This window comes from Saccharibacillus sp. CPCC 101409, assembly GCF_030518235.1.
Lineage (GTDB): Bacteria > Bacillota > Bacilli > Paenibacillales > Paenibacillaceae > Saccharibacillus.
This window is the reverse complement of record NZ_JAULSA010000006.1, coordinates 293,933-311,710: the sequence shown is the minus strand read 5'-3', so window position 1 is coordinate 311,710 and position 17,778 is coordinate 293,933. Positions and strand designations below refer to the sequence as shown.

Genomic DNA, 17,778 nt, shown 5'->3' with positions numbered 1-17,778 from the left:
AGGGCTATTCCTTCTCTTGAGCGATCTCTTTAAAGGCTTTAGCGTAAGCGAAATGCGGAAATAGCATAGGATTATTAATGAGCATAAGAAGTTGATTGAGCTGAAAGTTTAGTGTAAGGAGCGGGTTATTTTCGATTTTTAAGTTGGCGAGAGTGTTAGTGATGGCAATGTCGTGTTCGATCTTTGGGTTGGCAGGATTATCACTGTTCACAATTTCGTTTTTGATTAATTCAAAGCTCACTTCTGGATACCTTTTGCTTAATTGATTTTTATGTTTTTGAATTTGTTCTTCTTTTGTATGGTTCCATATCGTTTTGGAAAGATGTTGTGGGATTACACGTAAAGAATGGTCCTCAGTTATTTCTGGCTTTTCTACTCCTTCTAATTCATTCAACCTTTTCCCCCACCAGCCTAGCTTCTTGTTTTCATGTTTTACAAACAATTCAAAGCTGTGCTGTCCTTCTTCCTCCTTTTTCAAAAGAATAAAATCAAAGCTATCGCCTAATTTTTCTTTAATATTCTCCAAACTACCAGCGTCCTTGCGGCTAAGGTTGCTGGCGAGAATAAGAATGGGACGGGAACGCTGCTGCGTTGCATTGGTGATTCCCGTTGCATAACCAGTCACGATTCGTGCGATTCCAGATGCCTTTGGTTTAAGCTTACGAATTTCAGAGGCCCATTTTTTTAAACTTTTTTCCTTCCAGCTTGAACTTTTGCATTCGATCGCTACGGCCACCGCTTCGATAGGGATAAATTTGAGCGTGTTGTACTGAAAGACATAAGGCGTGTAAGCCTCGTCGTAAACGGCAATGTCGACTTCACGGGAACGGTTTTGCTCGGAATCAATGATAATGACCCCCTGCGCCATGGAATACTTCATCGGGATGATGCTGCGGAAGAATTTGATCCACATTTCTTCCCGATAATTGCCGCTAATGCCCCCATGTTCTGAAGCAATGTCGATCTCCTCGACCATCATCTGATTAAGGTACCGGTAGTTCTCTTTAATCCGTTTGAATACTTTCTTATCTTGAGCCATGCCTGCTCCTCCTAACTACTTCATCTTTATTTATTTTCTTTTCGATGTAATAAAAGAGATAAAGATATCTATTTACCATTGTATTACACATTGTCTTTGGCGTCATGTGACTAAAGCAAAAACTCAAAAAAAGTGCGAACCTGAAGCTCCCATCAAATCCCTGGTAGGTTCGCATCCCGCGCCACATAAGGATTTGTCCAGTTTAACTTGCGTTTTTGTCCAGTTTTAAGTAGGCTGATTTTGAGGTTCGCACTTTTGAAGGTTAAAGGCCTTGCCCGGTAAGGGCCGAAAGTGGGAACAGTCGCACCCCGTGCGGGTGTGTGGATTGAAACAATCCTTCCTGCAGCAGCTTGCGCACCTTCGCCTTGGTCGCACCCCGTGCGGGTGTGTGGATTGAAACATGAAGTCGAACGAAACGCCTGTTTCTGCGGCGATGTCGCACCCCGTGCGGGTGTGTGGATTGAAACCAGTGATAAGCGCCGCCATCAGCAATACGAGTGGTCGCACCCCGTGCGGGTGTGTGGATTGAAACCAAACCTTCAACCCTTTGCGGGGCGCGGGTTTGGGTCGCACCCCGTGCGGGTGTGTGGATTGAAACTCGCCTGTCGTGTGGTAGGTCGAGATGTCGTGTTGTCGCACCCCGTGCGGGTGTGTGGATTGAAACAAAAGTATAAGTCGGCTGTTCCGAAGCCTACGTGTCGCACCCCGTGCGGGTGTGTGGATTGAAACCCGTCTTTGTTGAACCCGCGCATTGTCGTACACCCGCGTCGCACCCCGTGCGGGTGTGTGGATTGAAACTTGAGCCCGGCAGCGGCAATAGCGGCCGGGAACGAGTCGCACCCCGTGCGGGTGTGTGGATTGAAACTCCCAATTGAGAATAACCATTGAGAGCAAAAGTAGTCGCACCCCGTGCGGGTGTGTGGATTGAAACGGACATTTACAGTTCGGTTTATAAACGTGTCCTTGTCGCACCCCGTGCGGGTGTGTGGATTGAAACGCCTGAATGAATAGCTTTAAACCGGTCCTGACAAGTCGCACCCCGTGCGGGTGTGTGGATTGAAACGGATCGTGAAGCTGAATAAAAGCATAAGGTTTGCCGGTCGCACCCCGTGCGGGTGTGTGGATTGAAACAGCTCATCCAGCAGCTTCTGGCCGCGCTTGTCGGCGTCGCACCCCGTGCGGGTGTGTGGATTGAAACAGCAGATCAAGGAAGCGACTCGCTGGCTCGGGGTGTCGCACCCCGTGCGGGTGTGTGGATTGAAACTTTAACGTAGCTTTTACCGACGTTAATACGCTCACGTCGCACCCCGTGCGGGTGTGTGGATTGAAACTCTCAGGTAGTATTTGGCTTGCTCTGTTGTTAAGTCGCACCCCGTGCGGGTGCGTGGATTGAAACGCGTGAACCATATCTCATTAATTAATTTCCTCCGTCGCACCCCGTGTGGGTGCGTGGATTGAAACGCCGTTGCGATCCCACTCGCGTTTTACGTCGCTGTCGCACCCCGGCGGGTGCGTGGATTTAAACTACGCCCACAAAACAATCTCCAACGTCGCAGCCAATCGCGCCGCAAGCGAATGTAAATTTAACCTAAAGCGACTCTGCCATGAAGTTCATCAGCCTTTTCACACTTCACATCTATATACCAATCAAAACCTGTCTCCGCCTGAAATGATTCGAATCATTCCAGGCGGTTGCCTTACATTTACGCAATCGCAAAGCACTCCACCCAAACTCCTGTAAAAAACGCACAAGGAGTTTCTTCTTTCGCTTTATTGTCACGTTTTTATATATTATAATTATTAAAAAGTTATTTTTTGAAAGGAGAAGTTACTGTGGATTTTCTGCAAGAGCTGATCGCGCAATACGGATACGACGAGCCCATTTTATCAGAACAGCTTCGCAACGATACGGCTCTCAAAGACGAAGCTCTGCGCCAACGTCTAAAGCGTCTGGTCGAGCAGGGCAAGCTTCTTCGTTACGATAACGGCATCTATTTTATTCCCAATCCGAACTCTGTCCTTAAAAAGAAGACGCTGAGTTTCAATAAAGTCGTAAAACGAAAATACCTCTATTACAACAGCGCAACGATTGGGTATCGTACCGGCGTGTCTTTTGCCAATGAACTGAATCTTACGACTCAGACCGCCGGGACGCTGGAGATCGTAACGAATAAAGAAACCAACATCAAAAGGCTGAAAAAAATCAAAGAACGCCCTATTATCCTGCGCAAACCGCGGGTTCCTGTTACAGAAGAAAACTATAAGCTGCTGCAGGTCATCGATCTGTTATCGAGTGCCGATCGGTTCAGCGAAAAAAACAACGAGCAAACCCTTTCCGCAGTACTTGATTACCTGCAAGACAGCAGTCTTTCTTCCAAGCAGCTTCGGGAAATTCTCAAAAGCTATCCTTTTAAAACAAGAGCCAAAATCTACGAAAGCGGGTTGTACGATGCGATTGCACAAAGATAGGAACATTTTCGAACAAATCATCGCTGTTACTTCGGAAGAAAGGTCCATCCCGGAAGAACAAGTTGAAAAAGACTATTACGTATCGCTTATGCTCAAAAATCTTGTTCAGCAAATGCCTCAAGTCGTTTTCAAAGGCGGGACCTCGCTGTCCAAGTGTTACGGGGTCATTCAACGTTTCTCCGAAGACATCGACATCCATTATGCGGTCAACCGCAAACCTTCCCAAAACGATAAAAGGGTCTTCAAGCAAAATATCGAGCAGGCCATCTTGCAAGCGGAATTGACTCTATTAAATAGCGGCTCGATACGTTCAAGGAGTGATCATAATCTATATGAAGTCGCTTTTGCTCCCGTGACGTCTTTCTCGGAATCGGTCAGGCGGGAACTGTTGATTGAAACGTATGTCCCTATTAAAGCTTTTCCGGTCGATCACCTTGAGGCTTCTTCTTATATCTTTCAATATTTGCATCAAGAAGAGGAAAACGAACTGATCGAAACGTACAGTCTCAGTCCATTCAAATTGAATGTTCAGCGGATCGACCGTACATTTATCGATAAACTTTTTGCTCTTTGCGATTATTACGATTCTAAAAAGTTCGCCAGAAATTCCAGACACCTTTACGATTTACATCGAATTTGGAGTACCCAACAATTTGAAAAAGAAGAATTTCGGGTGCTGTTCGAGCAGGTACGCAGGGAACGACAACTTCGGCAAAACGTGAATGTTTCTTCGGCTGACGGATATCCGTTGGCCGATAATTTACGTAGTATTTTGGAAAGCGATGTCTTTAAGTCGGACTATCTTGGAATCACAAATACACTGCTGTTTGAAGCCTGCTCTTATGAAACGGCGAAAGCGGGATTGTCCGATTTTCTTGCGCTGGAGTGGATCATCGATTCGGATGAATAGCATTGCGCATTAAGGATAAAAAAAGTGCGAACCTCAAGCTCCCATGAAATCCCCGGGAGGTTCGCACCCCACGTCCCGTAAGGATTTGTCTGGTTTAACTTGTGTTTTTGTCCAGTTTTAAATAGGCTGATTTTGAGGTTCGCACTTTTGAAGGTTAAAAGCCTTGCGGAGCAAGGGCCCGAAGTGGGAACAGTCGCACCCCGTGCGGGTGCGTGGATTGAAACTCGTCGTGCTGATGATCCGGCTGCTCCGCATCGACCTGTCGCACCCCGTGCGGGTGCGTGGATTGAAACAATAGTGGCAACGCCATAAGCTGGATAAATAACTTTGTCGCACCCCGTGCGGGTGCGTGGATTGAAACCAAGCTCCTCAGTGTAGACGCCACATTTAAGGAGTCGCACCCCGTGCGGGTGCGTGGATTGAAACCTGATCACGGGGTGATTGAGGTCAGCTACAACGAGTCGCACCCCGTGCGGGTGCGTGGATTGAAACACGAAATCACGCGGCAGATGCGTCAGTTGCCGCTTTGTCGCACCCCGTGCGGGTGCGTGGATTGAAACACGTAAAGAAGCGAAATCGGGGAAAGCGCGATACGTCGCACCCCGTGCGGGTGCGTGGATTGAAACATTTTGTATTCCTCCTCATTTTGTGTGTCCCTCTGTCGCACCCCGTGCGGGTGCGTGGATTGAAACCGGGAGATCGTGTCCATCTGAACGGTCAGGTACTGTCGCACCCCGTGCGGGTGCGTGGATTGAAACATGTTCCCGTACCGAATACAATCCTCATCCAAAAAGGTCGCACCCCGTGCGAGTGCATGGAGTGACCCTATTTAACTCTATAAAATTTAGAAGTACTTCTGTCCTTCCTCTAAGCCAGACCCTTAGACTAAACCCGATTCGGAATCCACCCTCCCCATCCCGCCACACCTCCCAACATATCCAAGCCGCAAAAACCGAAGCCGGTCTGCACGCAGACCAGCTTCGGTTCAATATATCTTTTTCCGTTCATTCCCCTCACTCCGACCGCAGAGCGATTACCGGATCTTTCTTCGTAGCCGCCCGGGCCGGGATCAGGCCGGCGATCAGTGTCAGCAGCATGCTGCCGGCGACCAGGATCGCGGCGTGCAGCGGCGACAGCTGCGCAAGGTTGTTGATATCGAGTATGCTCAGGATCACCCGGTTGACAACGAGCGTCAGCAGGTAGGCGATCGAGATGCCGAGCGCGCCGGCGACAAAGCCGACGATCAGCGTTTCCGCGTTGAACAGTCTCGAAATATCTTTCTTTCTTGCTCCGATGCTGCGCAGGATACCGATTTCTTTGGTGCGTTCCAGCACGGACACGTAGGTGATGATGCCGATCATGATGGTGGATACCACCAGCGAGATGGCGGCGAAGCCGGTCAGCACGTACGAGACCGTATCCAGCACGGTTTGGATAACGGAGCCGATCATCTCGGACAGGTCCGTATAATGGATCTGGTCTTCGGCCGCTTTGCCTTCGTTATACGCATCCAGATAGTCTTTGATCCGCTCTTTGCCGGCAAAGTCTTTCGGATAAATACTGATGCTCGAAGCGGTCGTATCCGCGCCCAGCGCCTGCATGCGAAGCTGTTTCAGCTCGTCGTCGGCAAAAGGCGCGTTGGACACGACATCGTGCGCCGAATCTTGCTGCGCCTGCGCGATCGCGGAACCGGCCGCATCGTCGGATACCCGCTTGGTCAGCGCTGGCGTATAAGCCAGACCCTCGGACAGCAGGCCGCTGGAAGACGATACGTCTTCTTTGAGCCGCAGAATGCCCGTGACTTTCAACGCCGTCCCATTAGCATCCGCATACAGCTTGGCGTAATCGTCCGCGCTGGCGGGAGCGAACAAACCGTTCTGTCCCCGCGAATAATACTCGTCGTTGGGCACGACTTTCAGGATCGATTGGCCGATCAGGTCGCTGAGTTTCAAATTGCCGGTTTCGCCGCTCATCCCGATTTTGTCGAAAAAGGCTTTGTCCACTTCGTTTCGGGAATTGACGACAAGCGCCACTTCGTTCGCGGCCGACGGATAACGGCTGCCTTCCCCGATCAGATCGTACATGGACAGAATAAAAGACTCATCGCCCGGAATCTCCTGCCAGTACAAGGGCGCGGCGCCGAATCCCCCGGGCGAGGCCCCTCCGCCGCCGGCTCCCGAAGCCGCCGCGGAAGCGGACGTCTCGAACTTGACCACTTCGCCGCCGCCTTTGGCGAGCACGTTCATGTCCACGCCGCTTCCGTAGGATACGGCATTCACCGCGCCCGGAAGTTCGTCTTCGATGTTCGCGACATAATCGAAATACTCCGGGGTCAGCACGTTCGTATGCTGCTCGGTGTTCTCGACGCTGTCGTAAGCGACCAGCACATCGCCGTCCGGAAATTCTTCCTCGCCGCTGCCGCTGTCGCCGCCGGTCAGCGCGTCCGGCGGGCCGGAAGGCGCTTCGATCTGCTGCGCCGTTTCCGATACGGTCAGCGGGAATCCGGCCAGCGTTTCGGCCTGGAGGTTGGCGATATAATTGGATAGTCCGTTCGACAGCGCCAGCACCAGCGCGACTCCGATAATCCCGATGCTGCCGGCGAATGCCGTAATCAGCGTCCGGCCTTTCTTGGTCAGCAGGTTGCGGAAAGAAAGCGAAGCGGCAGTCGGCAGCGACATCGAAGTTTTGCCCAATTTCAGCTTCTCCCCGCCTGCCGAAGAGCCTGCCGGAGCATCGGGAAGCAGCGCGTCCTGCGGGAGCGGATGGCTGTCCGACAGCACTTCCCCGTCGCGCAGATGGATAATCCGGCTGCTGTAGGCTTCCGCCAGATCGGCGTTGTGCGTCACCATGATCACGAGTTTCGTTTGCGAAATCTTTTTGAGAATCTCCATGACCTGAACGCTTGTCTGGCTGTCCAGCGCTCCCGTGGGTTCGTCCGCCAGAATGATATCCGGATCGGTCACGATCGCCCGGGCGATCGCCACGCGCTGCATTTGTCCGCCCGACAGCTGATTCGGTCTTTTGTTCAGCTTGTCGCCCAGTCCCACCGATTCCAGCGCGCGCCTGGCTTTCTCGCGGCGTTCGGATACGGAGATGCCCGACAGCGTCATGGAAATCTCCACGTTTTGCAAAATGGTCTGATGCGGAATAAGATTGTAATTTTGAAAAACGAATCCGATCGAGCGGTTGCGGTAAGCGTCCCAGTCGCGGTCTTTGAAATGCCGGGTCGATTTGCCGCCCAGGATCAGGTCGCCGTCGTTGTACCGGTCCAATCCGCCGATAATGTTCAGCAGCGTCGTTTTGCCGCAGCCCGAAGGGCCGAGGATCGATACGAACTCGCTTTCCCTGAATTCCAGCGAAACGCCTTTGAGCGCATGCACGACTTCGCCGCTGTGATACGATTTCTTGATATCCGTTAATTTCAACTTCGACACGGGTGCTCCTCCTCTTTCCTGCCGTAAGCGGCTGACTTTAGGGTAGCAGAGAAAGTTAAACGGCAGCCGGGAGCAAGTTAAACAGAAGATAAACTGACGTTAAACAAACGTTAAAAAAAGCCCGAGTCCTCCCGGATCGGGCCTGCCGCTGTTTCGACTTTTGCTTCGCGCCTACCTGCCGTCCTCCACGACTTCATACGTCTTCAAATCCCGCAGCATCGGGAACAGGAACATCCAGATCACGGCCACGGCCAGCGTGCCGGCCCCGCCGATGATCGTCGCGGGCACCGCTCCGAGCAGACCGGCCACGGTGCCGGATTCAAACTCGCCGAGCTGGTTCGACGTGCCGATAAACAGCGAATTGACCGCGTTGACCCGTCCCTGCATCTCCTGCGGGGTGTTGATCTGCACCAGCGTGGAGCGGATCACGACGCTGACCACGTCCGAGGCGCCGATCAGCAGCAGCGCAAACAGCGACAGCCAGATGTTGGTCGAAACGCCGAACAGGATGGTCGCCAGCGCGAATACGGCCAGCGAACCGATCAGCATTTTGCCGATCGAGTTCTGCATCGAGACGCGGGTCAGGATCACCGAGACAACAAGCGCGCCGACCGCCGGAGCGGAACGAAGGATGCCAAGTCCCCAGGGGCCGGTGCGAAGCACATCGTCGGCGAAGATCGGCAGCAGCGCCGTCGCTCCGCCGAGCAGTACCGCAAACAGGTCGAGCGAGATGGTGCCGAGGATGATTTTACGCTTGAACACGAACCGCAGTCCGCTCAGGAACGATTCCATGCCGACGGCGTCGCTCTTTTTGACGAAACGCACAACTTTGACCCCAAAAACAAGCACGACCGACAGCAGCAGCGCGCCCAGCGAAACGGAGTACGCATACGCCGGGCCGATCGCCACCAGCACGCCGCCGAGCGACGGGCCGACGATCTGTGCCGTTTGTCCGGCGGAAGCGGACCAGGCCGCGGCGTACGGAAGCTGCTCTTTGTCCACCAGATCGGGCACAAGCGCGGCGGAAGCCGGGCTTTCGAACGTGCGGCATGCGCCGAGAATAGCCGCAGCCACGAGAATATGCGCGGGATCGAGCCAATGGCGCAAACTGCCGAGCAGCAGCAGAACCACCACGACGGCCTCCAGCAGCTGGCAGATATAGACGATGGTGCGCCGGTCGAAGCGGTCCGCCGTTTGTCCGGCGGGCAGCGTCAGCAGCAGCATGGGCAGAAACTGCGCCAGGCCGACGAAGCCGAGCTGGAATGCGCTGCCGGTCAGCGCGTACATCTGCCAGCCGATCGCGACCGACAGCATCTGAAAAGCGGTCGTCGAGAAGATCCGGGCCGTCCACAGCCGCATAAACGAAGCGTTGCCGCGGACAGAGGATCGGGTATGGGTATCGTTCAAAATAGATTTCCTTTCATGGCAGAAGCTTCGGATCGAAGTACGGAATAGAGGTGCCGTTACGATCGAGGCGAAATCGCCATTTTTAATTGCTTGCAGCTGCATGTAAATACAGTCCCGTTGAATGTTACGCCTGGTGTATAGGAATGTCAATTTTATTTTTATGTCTAAATGTACGTATCGAGCAAGGATAGAATCGTATCGAAGATTGTTAGATAGGACTTGTAAAAAAGTGCGAACCCCAAGCGCCCATGAAATCCCCGGGAGGTTCGCACCCCGCACGGTTAGCGGGTTTGTCCGGTTTCGTTTGCCTTTTTGTCCAGTTTCTCTTACGCTGATTTTGAGGTTCGCACTTTTGAAGTCGAAAAGCCTTGCGGGGTAAGCGCTTGAAGGTGGGACAGTCGCACCCCGTGCGGGTGCGTGGATTGAAACAGGAGGCGGTCGCGGAATGGCACGACGTTCTTCGTCGCACCCCGTGCGGGTGCGTGGATTGAAACGTAGCGGTGAATACACCGCCGGATTTCAAAAGACGTCGCACCCCGTGCGGGTGCGTGGATTGAAACAACCAGCTTCGGCAGGGCGTTATTCATCTTGATGTCGCACCCCGCGCGGGTGCGTGGATTGAAACGAAGCCTCGCCCGCTGAAATCCAAAGAAGCGAAAGTCGCACCCCGCGCGGGTGCGTGGATTGAAACCTAACGCGCCTGTTATATGGCTTAATGGTATTTCCGTCGCACCCCGCGCGGGTGCGTGGATTGAAACAAAGCCGTCGATCGGCGAAGCTGGCGAAGATTCTCGTCGCACCCCGCGCGGGTGCGTGGATTGAAACACTCGGTAACGGAGACGACCGGTCGAAACAGGTGAGTCGCACCCCGTGCGGGTGCGTGGATTGAAACGAAAAGTACCCATCGCTCGAAGAGCAGCTTGAACGTCGCACCCCGTGCGGGTGCGTGGATTGAAACATCTTACGTTCAGCGGCCTTGAAACCGAGGTCACCCGTCGCACCCCGTGCGGGTGCGTGGATTGAAACGGGTCGACGTGTAATGGCGACGCCGTCCGCTGATCCGTCGCACCCCGTGCGGGTGCGTGGATTGAAACCGGAAAGCTCGGGAACATTACAACGGGTTCCAAGATCGCACCCCGTGCGGGTGTGTGGATTGAAACAAAATCCGCCTGAACATAAGGGTAAATTCGTCTTCGTCGCACCCCGTGCGGGTGCGTAGATCAAACCTACTCTTACGTCCGCTTCAAATCGGCGTTAACGTCACCTCCCTCCAAACTCGCAGCACAAAAAAGCGAACCGACGATCGTCGGCTCGCTTTTTTCGCTGCATTTCTTTTTACCAAAGCATCTTACCAAAGCATCTGAATCTTCCGCTCAATGCTTCTTGTCCTCTTCCTCCAGGAACGGCAGGTTGACCGCGTAGTACATAAAGCCCATCAGCACCACGCCGCCGACCAGGTTGCCGAGCGTTACGGGAATGAGGTTGTGCACGACGCCGGCCATCGAGATTTCCGCCGGGTGGTTGACGACGAGCGCGATCGCGAACGTACACATATTGGCGATACTGTGCTCGTAGCCGGAGATGAAAAAGCAGAAAACGAACAGCATCATCGCGAACATTTTGGCGCCGTTTTCCTTCATGAACATCGGGACGAAGAACGCCATGCAGACGAGCCAGTTACACAAGATCGCGCGGAAAAAGAGCTGCATGGTCGGCGCTTCCATCTTGTGCTGGACTACGTTCAGCAGAAACCCGTTGATATCCGGCGAAGCGAACAGTCCCGTCAGGAAGATGAATCCCGCGAAAAAAGCCGCTCCGATCAGGTTGCCGACGTAGCTCGTCACCCACAGCTTGACCACTTCGCCCCAGCGCAGTTTCTTGCGCAGCGCCGCGTAGGTGTAGTAGAACGTGTTGCCGGTGAACAAGTCGCCGCCGCCGTAGGAGATCAGGATGATCGCCGCGCCGAATGTGATCGCCGCCATCGGGTAGGTCATCGGGGACTCGGCGAGGTAGAAAAAACTGCCCGCTCGGAACGCGACGATAACGCCGAAGCCGATAAACATACTGGCCAGGATGGAACGCAGGACATAGCGGATGATGCTTTGTTTGTAGATTTTGTGCTTTTTGAGTGCGAGTAGCTCTACGTTTTTTAACGCTTCTGTTTCCATGTCGACCTCCGCATATCCTCTGGATTTGTTAAGCCCGGGCTGCTGATAGGGTGCTGTATGCTGCGATGTTTTATGCTTAACACGCCCGTTTGCGTTTGAATCATTTCCCTATTCTATCGGATTGCGGGGCGGGTGGACATGGGGATAGGGGATTATTTTGAATTTGAATAATGAAAAACCGCCGCAAGTGCGACGGTTCAAAAAGCGGGAAAGTCTCGTTAAAAGAAAAGGTAGTGGGAGCGCCGGGGGAATTTCGTTCCGATCGCGTGTTGAAACCAGGAAGATCGATTAGATTCCAGTGGAATCTTCCCGGTTTCAAAGGCGACTGCTAACGCTTCTCCACGAATTTCCCCCTCTGCTTTTCCGCCTTTTCTCAGGCTGGACTTACCCGCTAAACAAACCGCCGTAAAAGCAGCGGTTTATCTGGCGAAGGAGACCGCCCGGCTTTTCGTCAAGCCTGGGCCTGAGATGATGCGGGTTCGCGCAGGGTTTGGGTATGGGCGGCATGGCGTTCTTTGGCGTATGCGATATACGTCAGCAAGCTCAGAACGGCAATTCCGGCCATCATCCACTGGACATAAGACGGCGGCAGGGTGTCGAGCATACGGCCGGCGGTGACGGAGAACAACCCGCCGCCGATGGCGCAGCCGGCCATCAGGATGCTGGTGTTGCGCGCGATATTGCGCGGCATCAGCGTTTTGGAATAGACGAGCGTGACCACGTACAGGCCTGACAGGGTCAAGCCGAGCAGGACGATCAGCACGTAGCCGACGGCGGCGCTGCGGTTGACGGCGAACAGCGCCAGCAGCGCGATCATACCGATCCAATGAATAAACAGGTATTTGCGGTAGCCGATTCTTTCGGCTTCGTAACCCGCGAACATCCGGCCGGCGATCATCGCGGCCCAGAACACGGTGACGCTGATCGGGGCGGTGCCGGCATCGGCCATGCCGGTCTCCAGCATCAGCGACGGCAGGTAGTTCACGAGTCCGATATCGGTCGCGCCGTACAGGAAGAACAGCAGGATAAAGGCCGGCAGCATCCACGCGCCCGGAGCGCGCCGAATGCGCTTATTGCGCGCCGACGGATGATGGGTCGCGGCGGCGGCAACGACCGCGCCGACCGGACCGGACGAAGCCGCGCCCGCCGGAACGGCGCTCGGCACTTCGGCTTGGTGCGCCGGCAGGAACAGCGCTTCGGCTTCGTTGAAGCGGGTAAAACGCACGAACGCCGACAGCAGCACGCAGTAACCGGCGATGCCGAACAGCGCGTAGTTCCACAATCCCGAATGGATCAGCACCCCGATCGCCAGCGGCAGCATCAGCGAGCCGACGCCGAACGCGATCTCCAGCCGGCTCATGGCGATCGCCGCGTTGGACTGGAGTCCTTCCAGAATCACGGCCGCAATGACGGATTCGATAATCCCGCCGAGGAAGCCGGCGACCGCGATTCCGACCAGCAGCACCGACCACGGCGGCAGGAACGCGATCAGCAGATACGAAGCGGCGACGCCCCAGGCGCCGATGTGGAGCATTTTCTTTTTCGACATATTATTCGCCAGCCACGGCTGGATCAGCATCCCGACGATCGACGCGCCGAACTCGATAAAGATCAGCGTTCCGGCATCGGTATACATCCGGTCGTACATCGGCAGCAGCACGGTCAGAATCGACGCCACGGTAACTTTGATAAATCCCATCAGGAGATAGAACAAACTCCCCATCCAGACCAGCTTTTTCAAGCGCTTGTCAGTCCTCCTTCAATCGACGCTTCCGTTATTTCGGAAACGAATCGTTCGGCTTGGTCGAGCGCCGCATTCGAAGCTTTCAAGGAAAGACCGAAAACGGTTTATATCCAAAATGGACGTTTGCCCTTTTTTCATCGTAAAGAGCGGCCGGTTCGTCATCGCCGACCCGGCCGCCGCTCCTGAAAAGATTATACCGAAAATTACTGCGCGGTACAGAGTTTTTCAAGAAAATTCCGCAATAAATTTTCCGTTTTCCAAAAACTTCCGAATGAGCCTCTGCCTCGGGGCCTATCTTTAAACGCACTCTAAAACTTGCCCTAAGCCGAATCGGCTTCCTTTTCGAGGTTTATCGCGGCAAAATCGTTCAGGATGCCGTGCAGCAGCGCGAACGATTCCTCGATGCGCGAGAACTCGCGGACAATCTCTTCGCCGCTCTGAATCGACGGACTGACCGCCGCCGGCAGCAGATCGCCGCTCCAGGTATCCAGCATGGTGCGCAGGCAGGATTGCGACGTTTCCAGATGGAACTGCACCGCGAGGATACGGTCGCCGCAGGCGTAAGCCTGGTTGACGCAGTGCTCCGAGCTTGCAAGCCGTACCGCGCCCGGCGGAAGATCGAACGTATCGCCGTGCCATTGGAGCGACCGGAAGTTCTCCGGCAGACTCGCCAGCGCCGGATGGCGCTCGGCGCTGCGCGCGATCTCGTGCCAGCCGATCTCTTTGCGCGAGTGCGGATACACCCGCCCGCCGAGCAGCTCCGCCAGCATCTGCGCGCCGAAGCAGATTCCGAACACTTTGACGCCGCGATCGATCGCCTCGCGGACGAAAGCTTTTTCCGGCGCCAGCCAGGGATACTTTTCGTCCTCATAAGCGCCCGCGGGCGAACCGCCGACTATAAGCAGATCGGTGTGGCCCAGCAGCGCCGCATCCGGCGTTTCCTGCGTCGGATTCAGAATCGTCAGGCGATGACCTTCTTTTTCGGCCCAGTCCGTGAAGACAGCCGGATCGTCGAAATCGAAATGTTTGAGCAGAATGACGTTCATGCGCAATCGCCCTTTCTTTTTTTCTGCTCATTATAAAGATTTGAAGCTGACATGGGCAAGGGCTGTGCAAATTCTACCCTTCGAAATATTTTTTAGCCGCTAGCTGTCTTTCCAGATCCTCTATACGCTCATCGTCAATCGGATTCTCCTGCAGCTTTAAAAGGCACCCCTCATGCAGCTGTTCCACATTAAAAATCGGCGCTTCCCGCACTCGTTTCTCTCCGATCTCTTGTACACGCTCCGAACTCCAGTAATTCATCCAGTGCATACGCTTCGATAAATTTCGGCTTCCTTGATCTTTACGCCTCTTGTTCCAGTCATTGACAACAGCCGCCCATTCAGGCCGAAAAACTTCAATGCACCGTTTGAACACAGACTCGACCCGCTCTTTATCCGGTTCGCTGCCGAGTGACAAACCAGACGGCAAACCTATAATAAAGGTATTGTTGAATATAGGTTTTTGTATGCCGACGGTCATTTGTATGGATACCCGATCCTGCTGTTCCCAAGAGGAAATAAAATTAATCGAATAACCCAAATCCAAAAATTCAATCTCACCTTCACGGTTGATCCCTTGACGCAGAGCCTTTTTAAAAGTGCTCAATTCCCATTGAAAAGGCTGTTTGTCGTACTTTTCGTTCAACTGGTATTTAGGATAAAAAGTCTCTCCGTACTCCATCAACACTTCCATCAATTCATAGGCCCGCTCTGCCGCTTCGTCAAAACTCTCCCGCTTCGGCTTTGCCCAGAAAATCAATGAATGGCTCTGCTCCATTGCCTCATTCTCCCAACTGTCTGAACTGCTCCAGCAGCCCCTGAATCTCCCCGATCGTCTGCATCACTTGAGAATTCTCCAGCACTTCCGGCGTGAACTCGCCCGCTTCGGCGCGCTGCCGGAGCCGGTCGATCTCCGTGTTCAGCGAGGCGTTGTAACCGCTGAGGCGCTCGTGCAGGTCCTGCGCAAAAGCCGGCGCTTCGACCTGACCGAATTCGCCGATGCGGCTCTGCACGTTTTCCAATTCCGCGTTCAGCTTCTCCGCCGCCTGCGGATCGTTCGCCGCGTCCTGCGCCAGCTGCGGCAGGTCCTGCGCCCACTGCGAAGCTTCATTAATGTAAGAAACCGCTTCGCTCGTATAATTGACCGTGCGCCCGGCTTCTTCCACCGCCGAACAGCCCGCAAGCGGAGCTCCGAATAACGTTAAAGCCAGAATCATCTTTTTCATCGTTTGCACTCTCCTCCAGCCGCGGCACCCACAGCTCCCTCAAGAGAGGGAAGTCCGGAACGCCGGCGTCTTTTTTCCGTTACATACTGCGCCCGGCGCCCGGAGGTTTCGCTTTGCAGCATTAGAAATCGATGAGAAACGACGCTGCCCGAAAAAGCCGAGCGGCCGCGCCTTCTTATACGTCCCGGATCGGCAGATACAAATCCGCTTCGCAGTAATCTTCGCGCGCCAGCGTGCCGTCGATATATTCGAAATGATGACCGTGCGCCTGCTCGTACGGCGAGCGCTCGATCCATTGGTCCATATAACCCCAGATCTCGTTCAGGTGGTCGATCGTCAGGTTCTCCGGGTGAAAGCCGCCGATGTATTTGAACACCGCGTACTTGCCCGGCGGCAGCTCGGCGGTATCCCACTCCGACTCCAGCCCTTCCAAAGACGACACCTCGGCCGAAGTCAGATAATCCGTCGCGTCGTATCCGTATTCGTCCCGGTACAGCGTCAGCCCGATATACACGCTCGGCCGCAGGTTGTTCGGAATCTTCCCGTACTCGCTGTAGTAAAAAGAAACCCCGTGCGCGTTCGCGGTATACTGCTGCATATTTTCCCGCACCACGATCTTGGCCTGGCGTCCGGCGTAGAAGCTGCGCGGTTTCATCACAAAAGTCGGCTCGAACACGACGCCGCTTCGAATCTCGTGCAGCCCGGCCGTATCGTATTTCTCGACCAGCGGAATCGCGGCCGCGCCTCTGCGGAACTGCGCCGGAGTCACGCCGAACTGGCGCTTGAACGAGCGGATATACGATTGTTCGTGCTCGAAGCCGTAGGACAGCGCCGTATCCAGCACCGTGGCATCCGATCGGCCGCCGAGCAGATGGTGCGCGCTGGCGGACAGCTTGCGGGCGCGGATATACTCCATCAGCGGAAGTCCCGTCGCGGCCCGCATCAGGCGATGCAAATAGAACTTCGACAGGTGCACGTGCCGCGCCAGTTCGTCGAGCGTCACTTTATCCGCCAGGCGCCGCTCCACTTCGTCCAGCACGCGGTCGATCGTTTCGATTCCGCCCGCGATGCGCGGCGAATCGCCGCCGGCTTCTATCCTCTTTTCTTTGTTATCCATGCCGCATCTTCTCTCTTTCCTGCCCAGACAGCTTCCGGTCCCATTCTTTTCTTCATCCTACCAAAAAACAGCGCACAAAAAAACGCCGGAAAGATCCGGCGTCAGACTGTCGAGAAAGTCTGATTTTGAGAAAAGGGAAAGAGCGGAGAGAGAAATTCAGTGAAGGAGCGATAGCGTTCGCCTTTGAAATCGAGAAAATTCCACTTCAATTTAATCCTTTTTCTTGATTTCAACACGCGACCGGAACGAATTTCTCTCGCAGCTCTTGACCTGATTTTGCGAATAGGATTTTCTCGGCCACCTAACGCCGGAAAAATCCGGCGTTTTTCTTGTCACGCGCATTTTCGTTTACCCTTTGACCGCGCTGCCCGCCACGCCCTGGATGATGTAGCGCTGGCCGATCAGGAACACGAGCAGCATGGGCACGATGCCGGCGGTGGCGGCGGCCATCATACCGTTGTAGTCGACCGTATTTTCGAGGATGAAGTTCTGCAAACCGAGCGGCACGGTGAACAGATTGCGGTCGAGCAGGAACACCAGCGCATTCTCGTAATCGTTCCAGTGCCAGGAGAAGTCGATGATCGCGAGCGTCGCCAGCGCCGGCTTGGCCAGCGGCAGCATCAGGCGGAAGAAGATGCGAAAATGCCCAGCTCCGTCGATAAACGCCGCTTCCGTGATCTCGCCCGGCACGCCGAGGAAGAACTGCCGCATCATGAACACGCCGAAGATGGTGAACATGCCGGGCAGGATCAGCGCCAGATGCGTGTTATAGATGCCGATCGCGTCGAACATGATGAATTTGGGCACGAACAGCACCTGCGGCGGCACCATCATCATGGACAAGTACAGCAGGAACAGCGGCTCGCGGCCTTTAAACCTAATCCGGGCGAATCCGTAAGCGGCCAGCGACGACAGAAACACCGCGCCCGCCGTGCTGATCAGCGAAATTTTCAGCGAATTGGCGTAATACGTCGCGAAGCCGTCCGGGCCGGTCCAAACGCGCAGATGGTGCTCCCAGTTCAGGCTGGACGGAATCCATTTGACCGGGTAGACGAATACTTCGGCGGGCGATTTGAACGAAGTGCCGACCATCCAGATAAAAGGCACGACCATCAGCAGCGCGAAGCCGGCCATGACGAGCGTCAGCAGGGCGCGGCCCGGCGCGATCGCTTCGAATTTCCGCAGCCGCCGGCGCGACGCCGCGGCTGCCTGGCCCGCGCT

The 17,778-nt window shown here is 54.6% G+C and carries 12 protein-coding genes and 3 CRISPR repeat arrays; of the genes, 2 read left to right on the top strand and 10 right to left on the bottom strand.

What is annotated here, in order from left to right; all coding sequences use genetic code 11:
* Nucleotides 1-4: 4 nt before the first annotated feature.
* Nucleotides 5-1,039, bottom strand: coding sequence for a DUF6602 domain-containing protein (locus QWJ34_RS15640; RefSeq protein WP_302729192.1), 1,035 nt, complete (start codon nucleotides 1,037-1,039; stop codon nucleotides 5-7).
* A gap of 300 nt (nucleotides 1,040-1,339) precedes the next feature.
* Nucleotides 1,340-2,500: a CRISPR direct-repeat array (repeat unit 32 nt; unit sequence GTCGCACCCCGTGCGGGTGTGTGGATTGAAAC).
* Nucleotides 2,501-2,872: 372 nt separating this feature from the next.
* On the opposite strand from QWJ34_RS15640, the gene QWJ34_RS15635 reads away from it, so the two are divergent.
* Nucleotides 2,873-3,508, top strand: a complete 636-nt coding sequence (locus QWJ34_RS15635) for a hypothetical protein (RefSeq protein ID WP_302729190.1) — start codon at nucleotides 2,873-2,875, stop codon at nucleotides 3,506-3,508.
* A complete protein-coding gene (locus tag QWJ34_RS15630; protein WP_302729188.1) occupies nucleotides 3,489-4,418 on the top strand; it encodes a nucleotidyl transferase AbiEii/AbiGii toxin family protein in 930 nt (309 codons plus the stop codon). Before QWJ34_RS15635 ends, QWJ34_RS15630 begins: the two co-directional genes overlap by 20 nt.
* Nucleotides 4,419-4,610: 192 nt before the next feature.
* A CRISPR array of direct repeats spans nucleotides 4,611-5,244; the repeat unit is 32 nt; unit sequence GTCGCACCCCGTGCGGGTGCGTGGATTGAAAC.
* Nucleotides 5,245-5,431: 187 nt separating this feature from the next.
* Here QWJ34_RS15630 and QWJ34_RS15625 read toward each other — a convergent pair.
* The 9 genes from QWJ34_RS15625 to QWJ34_RS15585 form a co-directional block, all read right to left on the bottom strand.
* The gene (locus QWJ34_RS15625) at nucleotides 5,432-7,852 is read right to left on the bottom strand and encodes an ABC transporter ATP-binding protein/permease (protein ID WP_302729186.1); all 2,421 of its coding nucleotides are present in this window, start codon (nucleotides 7,850-7,852) and stop codon (nucleotides 5,432-5,434) included.
* A gap of 171 nt (nucleotides 7,853-8,023) precedes the next feature.
* Nucleotides 8,024-9,259, bottom strand: coding sequence for an MFS transporter (locus QWJ34_RS15620; RefSeq protein WP_302729184.1), 1,236 nt, complete (start codon nucleotides 9,257-9,259; stop codon nucleotides 8,024-8,026).
* A 397-nt stretch (nucleotides 9,260-9,656) separates the two neighbouring features.
* Nucleotides 9,657-10,486: a CRISPR direct-repeat array (repeat unit 32 nt; unit sequence GTCGCACCCCGTGCGGGTGCGTGGATTGAAAC).
* A 146-nt stretch (nucleotides 10,487-10,632) separates the two neighbouring features.
* Nucleotides 10,633-11,427, bottom strand: coding sequence for a formate/nitrite transporter family protein (locus QWJ34_RS15615; protein ID WP_302729182.1), 795 nt, complete (start codon nucleotides 11,425-11,427; stop codon nucleotides 10,633-10,635).
* A gap of 451 nt (nucleotides 11,428-11,878) precedes the next feature.
* Nucleotides 11,879-13,168, bottom strand: coding sequence for an MFS transporter (locus tag QWJ34_RS15610; protein WP_302729180.1), 1,290 nt, complete (start codon nucleotides 13,166-13,168; stop codon nucleotides 11,879-11,881).
* Between the two features lie 323 nt (nucleotides 13,169-13,491).
* Complete coding sequence (locus QWJ34_RS15605; RefSeq protein ID WP_302729178.1) at nucleotides 13,492-14,217, bottom strand: type 1 glutamine amidotransferase; 726 nt, start codon at nucleotides 14,215-14,217, stop codon at nucleotides 13,492-13,494.
* A 73-nt stretch (nucleotides 14,218-14,290) separates the two neighbouring features.
* Entirely contained in the window at nucleotides 14,291-14,992 is a 702-nt protein-coding gene (locus tag QWJ34_RS15600) for a hypothetical protein (RefSeq protein WP_302729176.1), read from the bottom strand.
* A 4-nt stretch (nucleotides 14,993-14,996) separates the two neighbouring features.
* Complete coding sequence (locus tag QWJ34_RS15595) at nucleotides 14,997-15,440, bottom strand: DUF6376 family protein (RefSeq protein ID WP_302729175.1); 444 nt, start codon at nucleotides 15,438-15,440, stop codon at nucleotides 14,997-14,999.
* A gap of 175 nt (nucleotides 15,441-15,615) precedes the next feature.
* Nucleotides 15,616-16,557: an AraC family transcriptional regulator gene (locus QWJ34_RS15590; protein ID WP_302729173.1), complete on the bottom strand. Its 942-nt coding sequence runs from the start codon at nucleotides 16,555-16,557 to the stop codon at nucleotides 15,616-15,618.
* Between the two features lie 348 nt (nucleotides 16,558-16,905).
* On the bottom strand, nucleotides 16,906-17,691 hold the full coding sequence (locus QWJ34_RS15585) for a carbohydrate ABC transporter permease (RefSeq protein WP_302729284.1): 786 nt from the start codon (nucleotides 17,689-17,691) through the stop codon (nucleotides 16,906-16,908).
* Nucleotides 17,692-17,778: the final 87 nt, after the last annotated feature.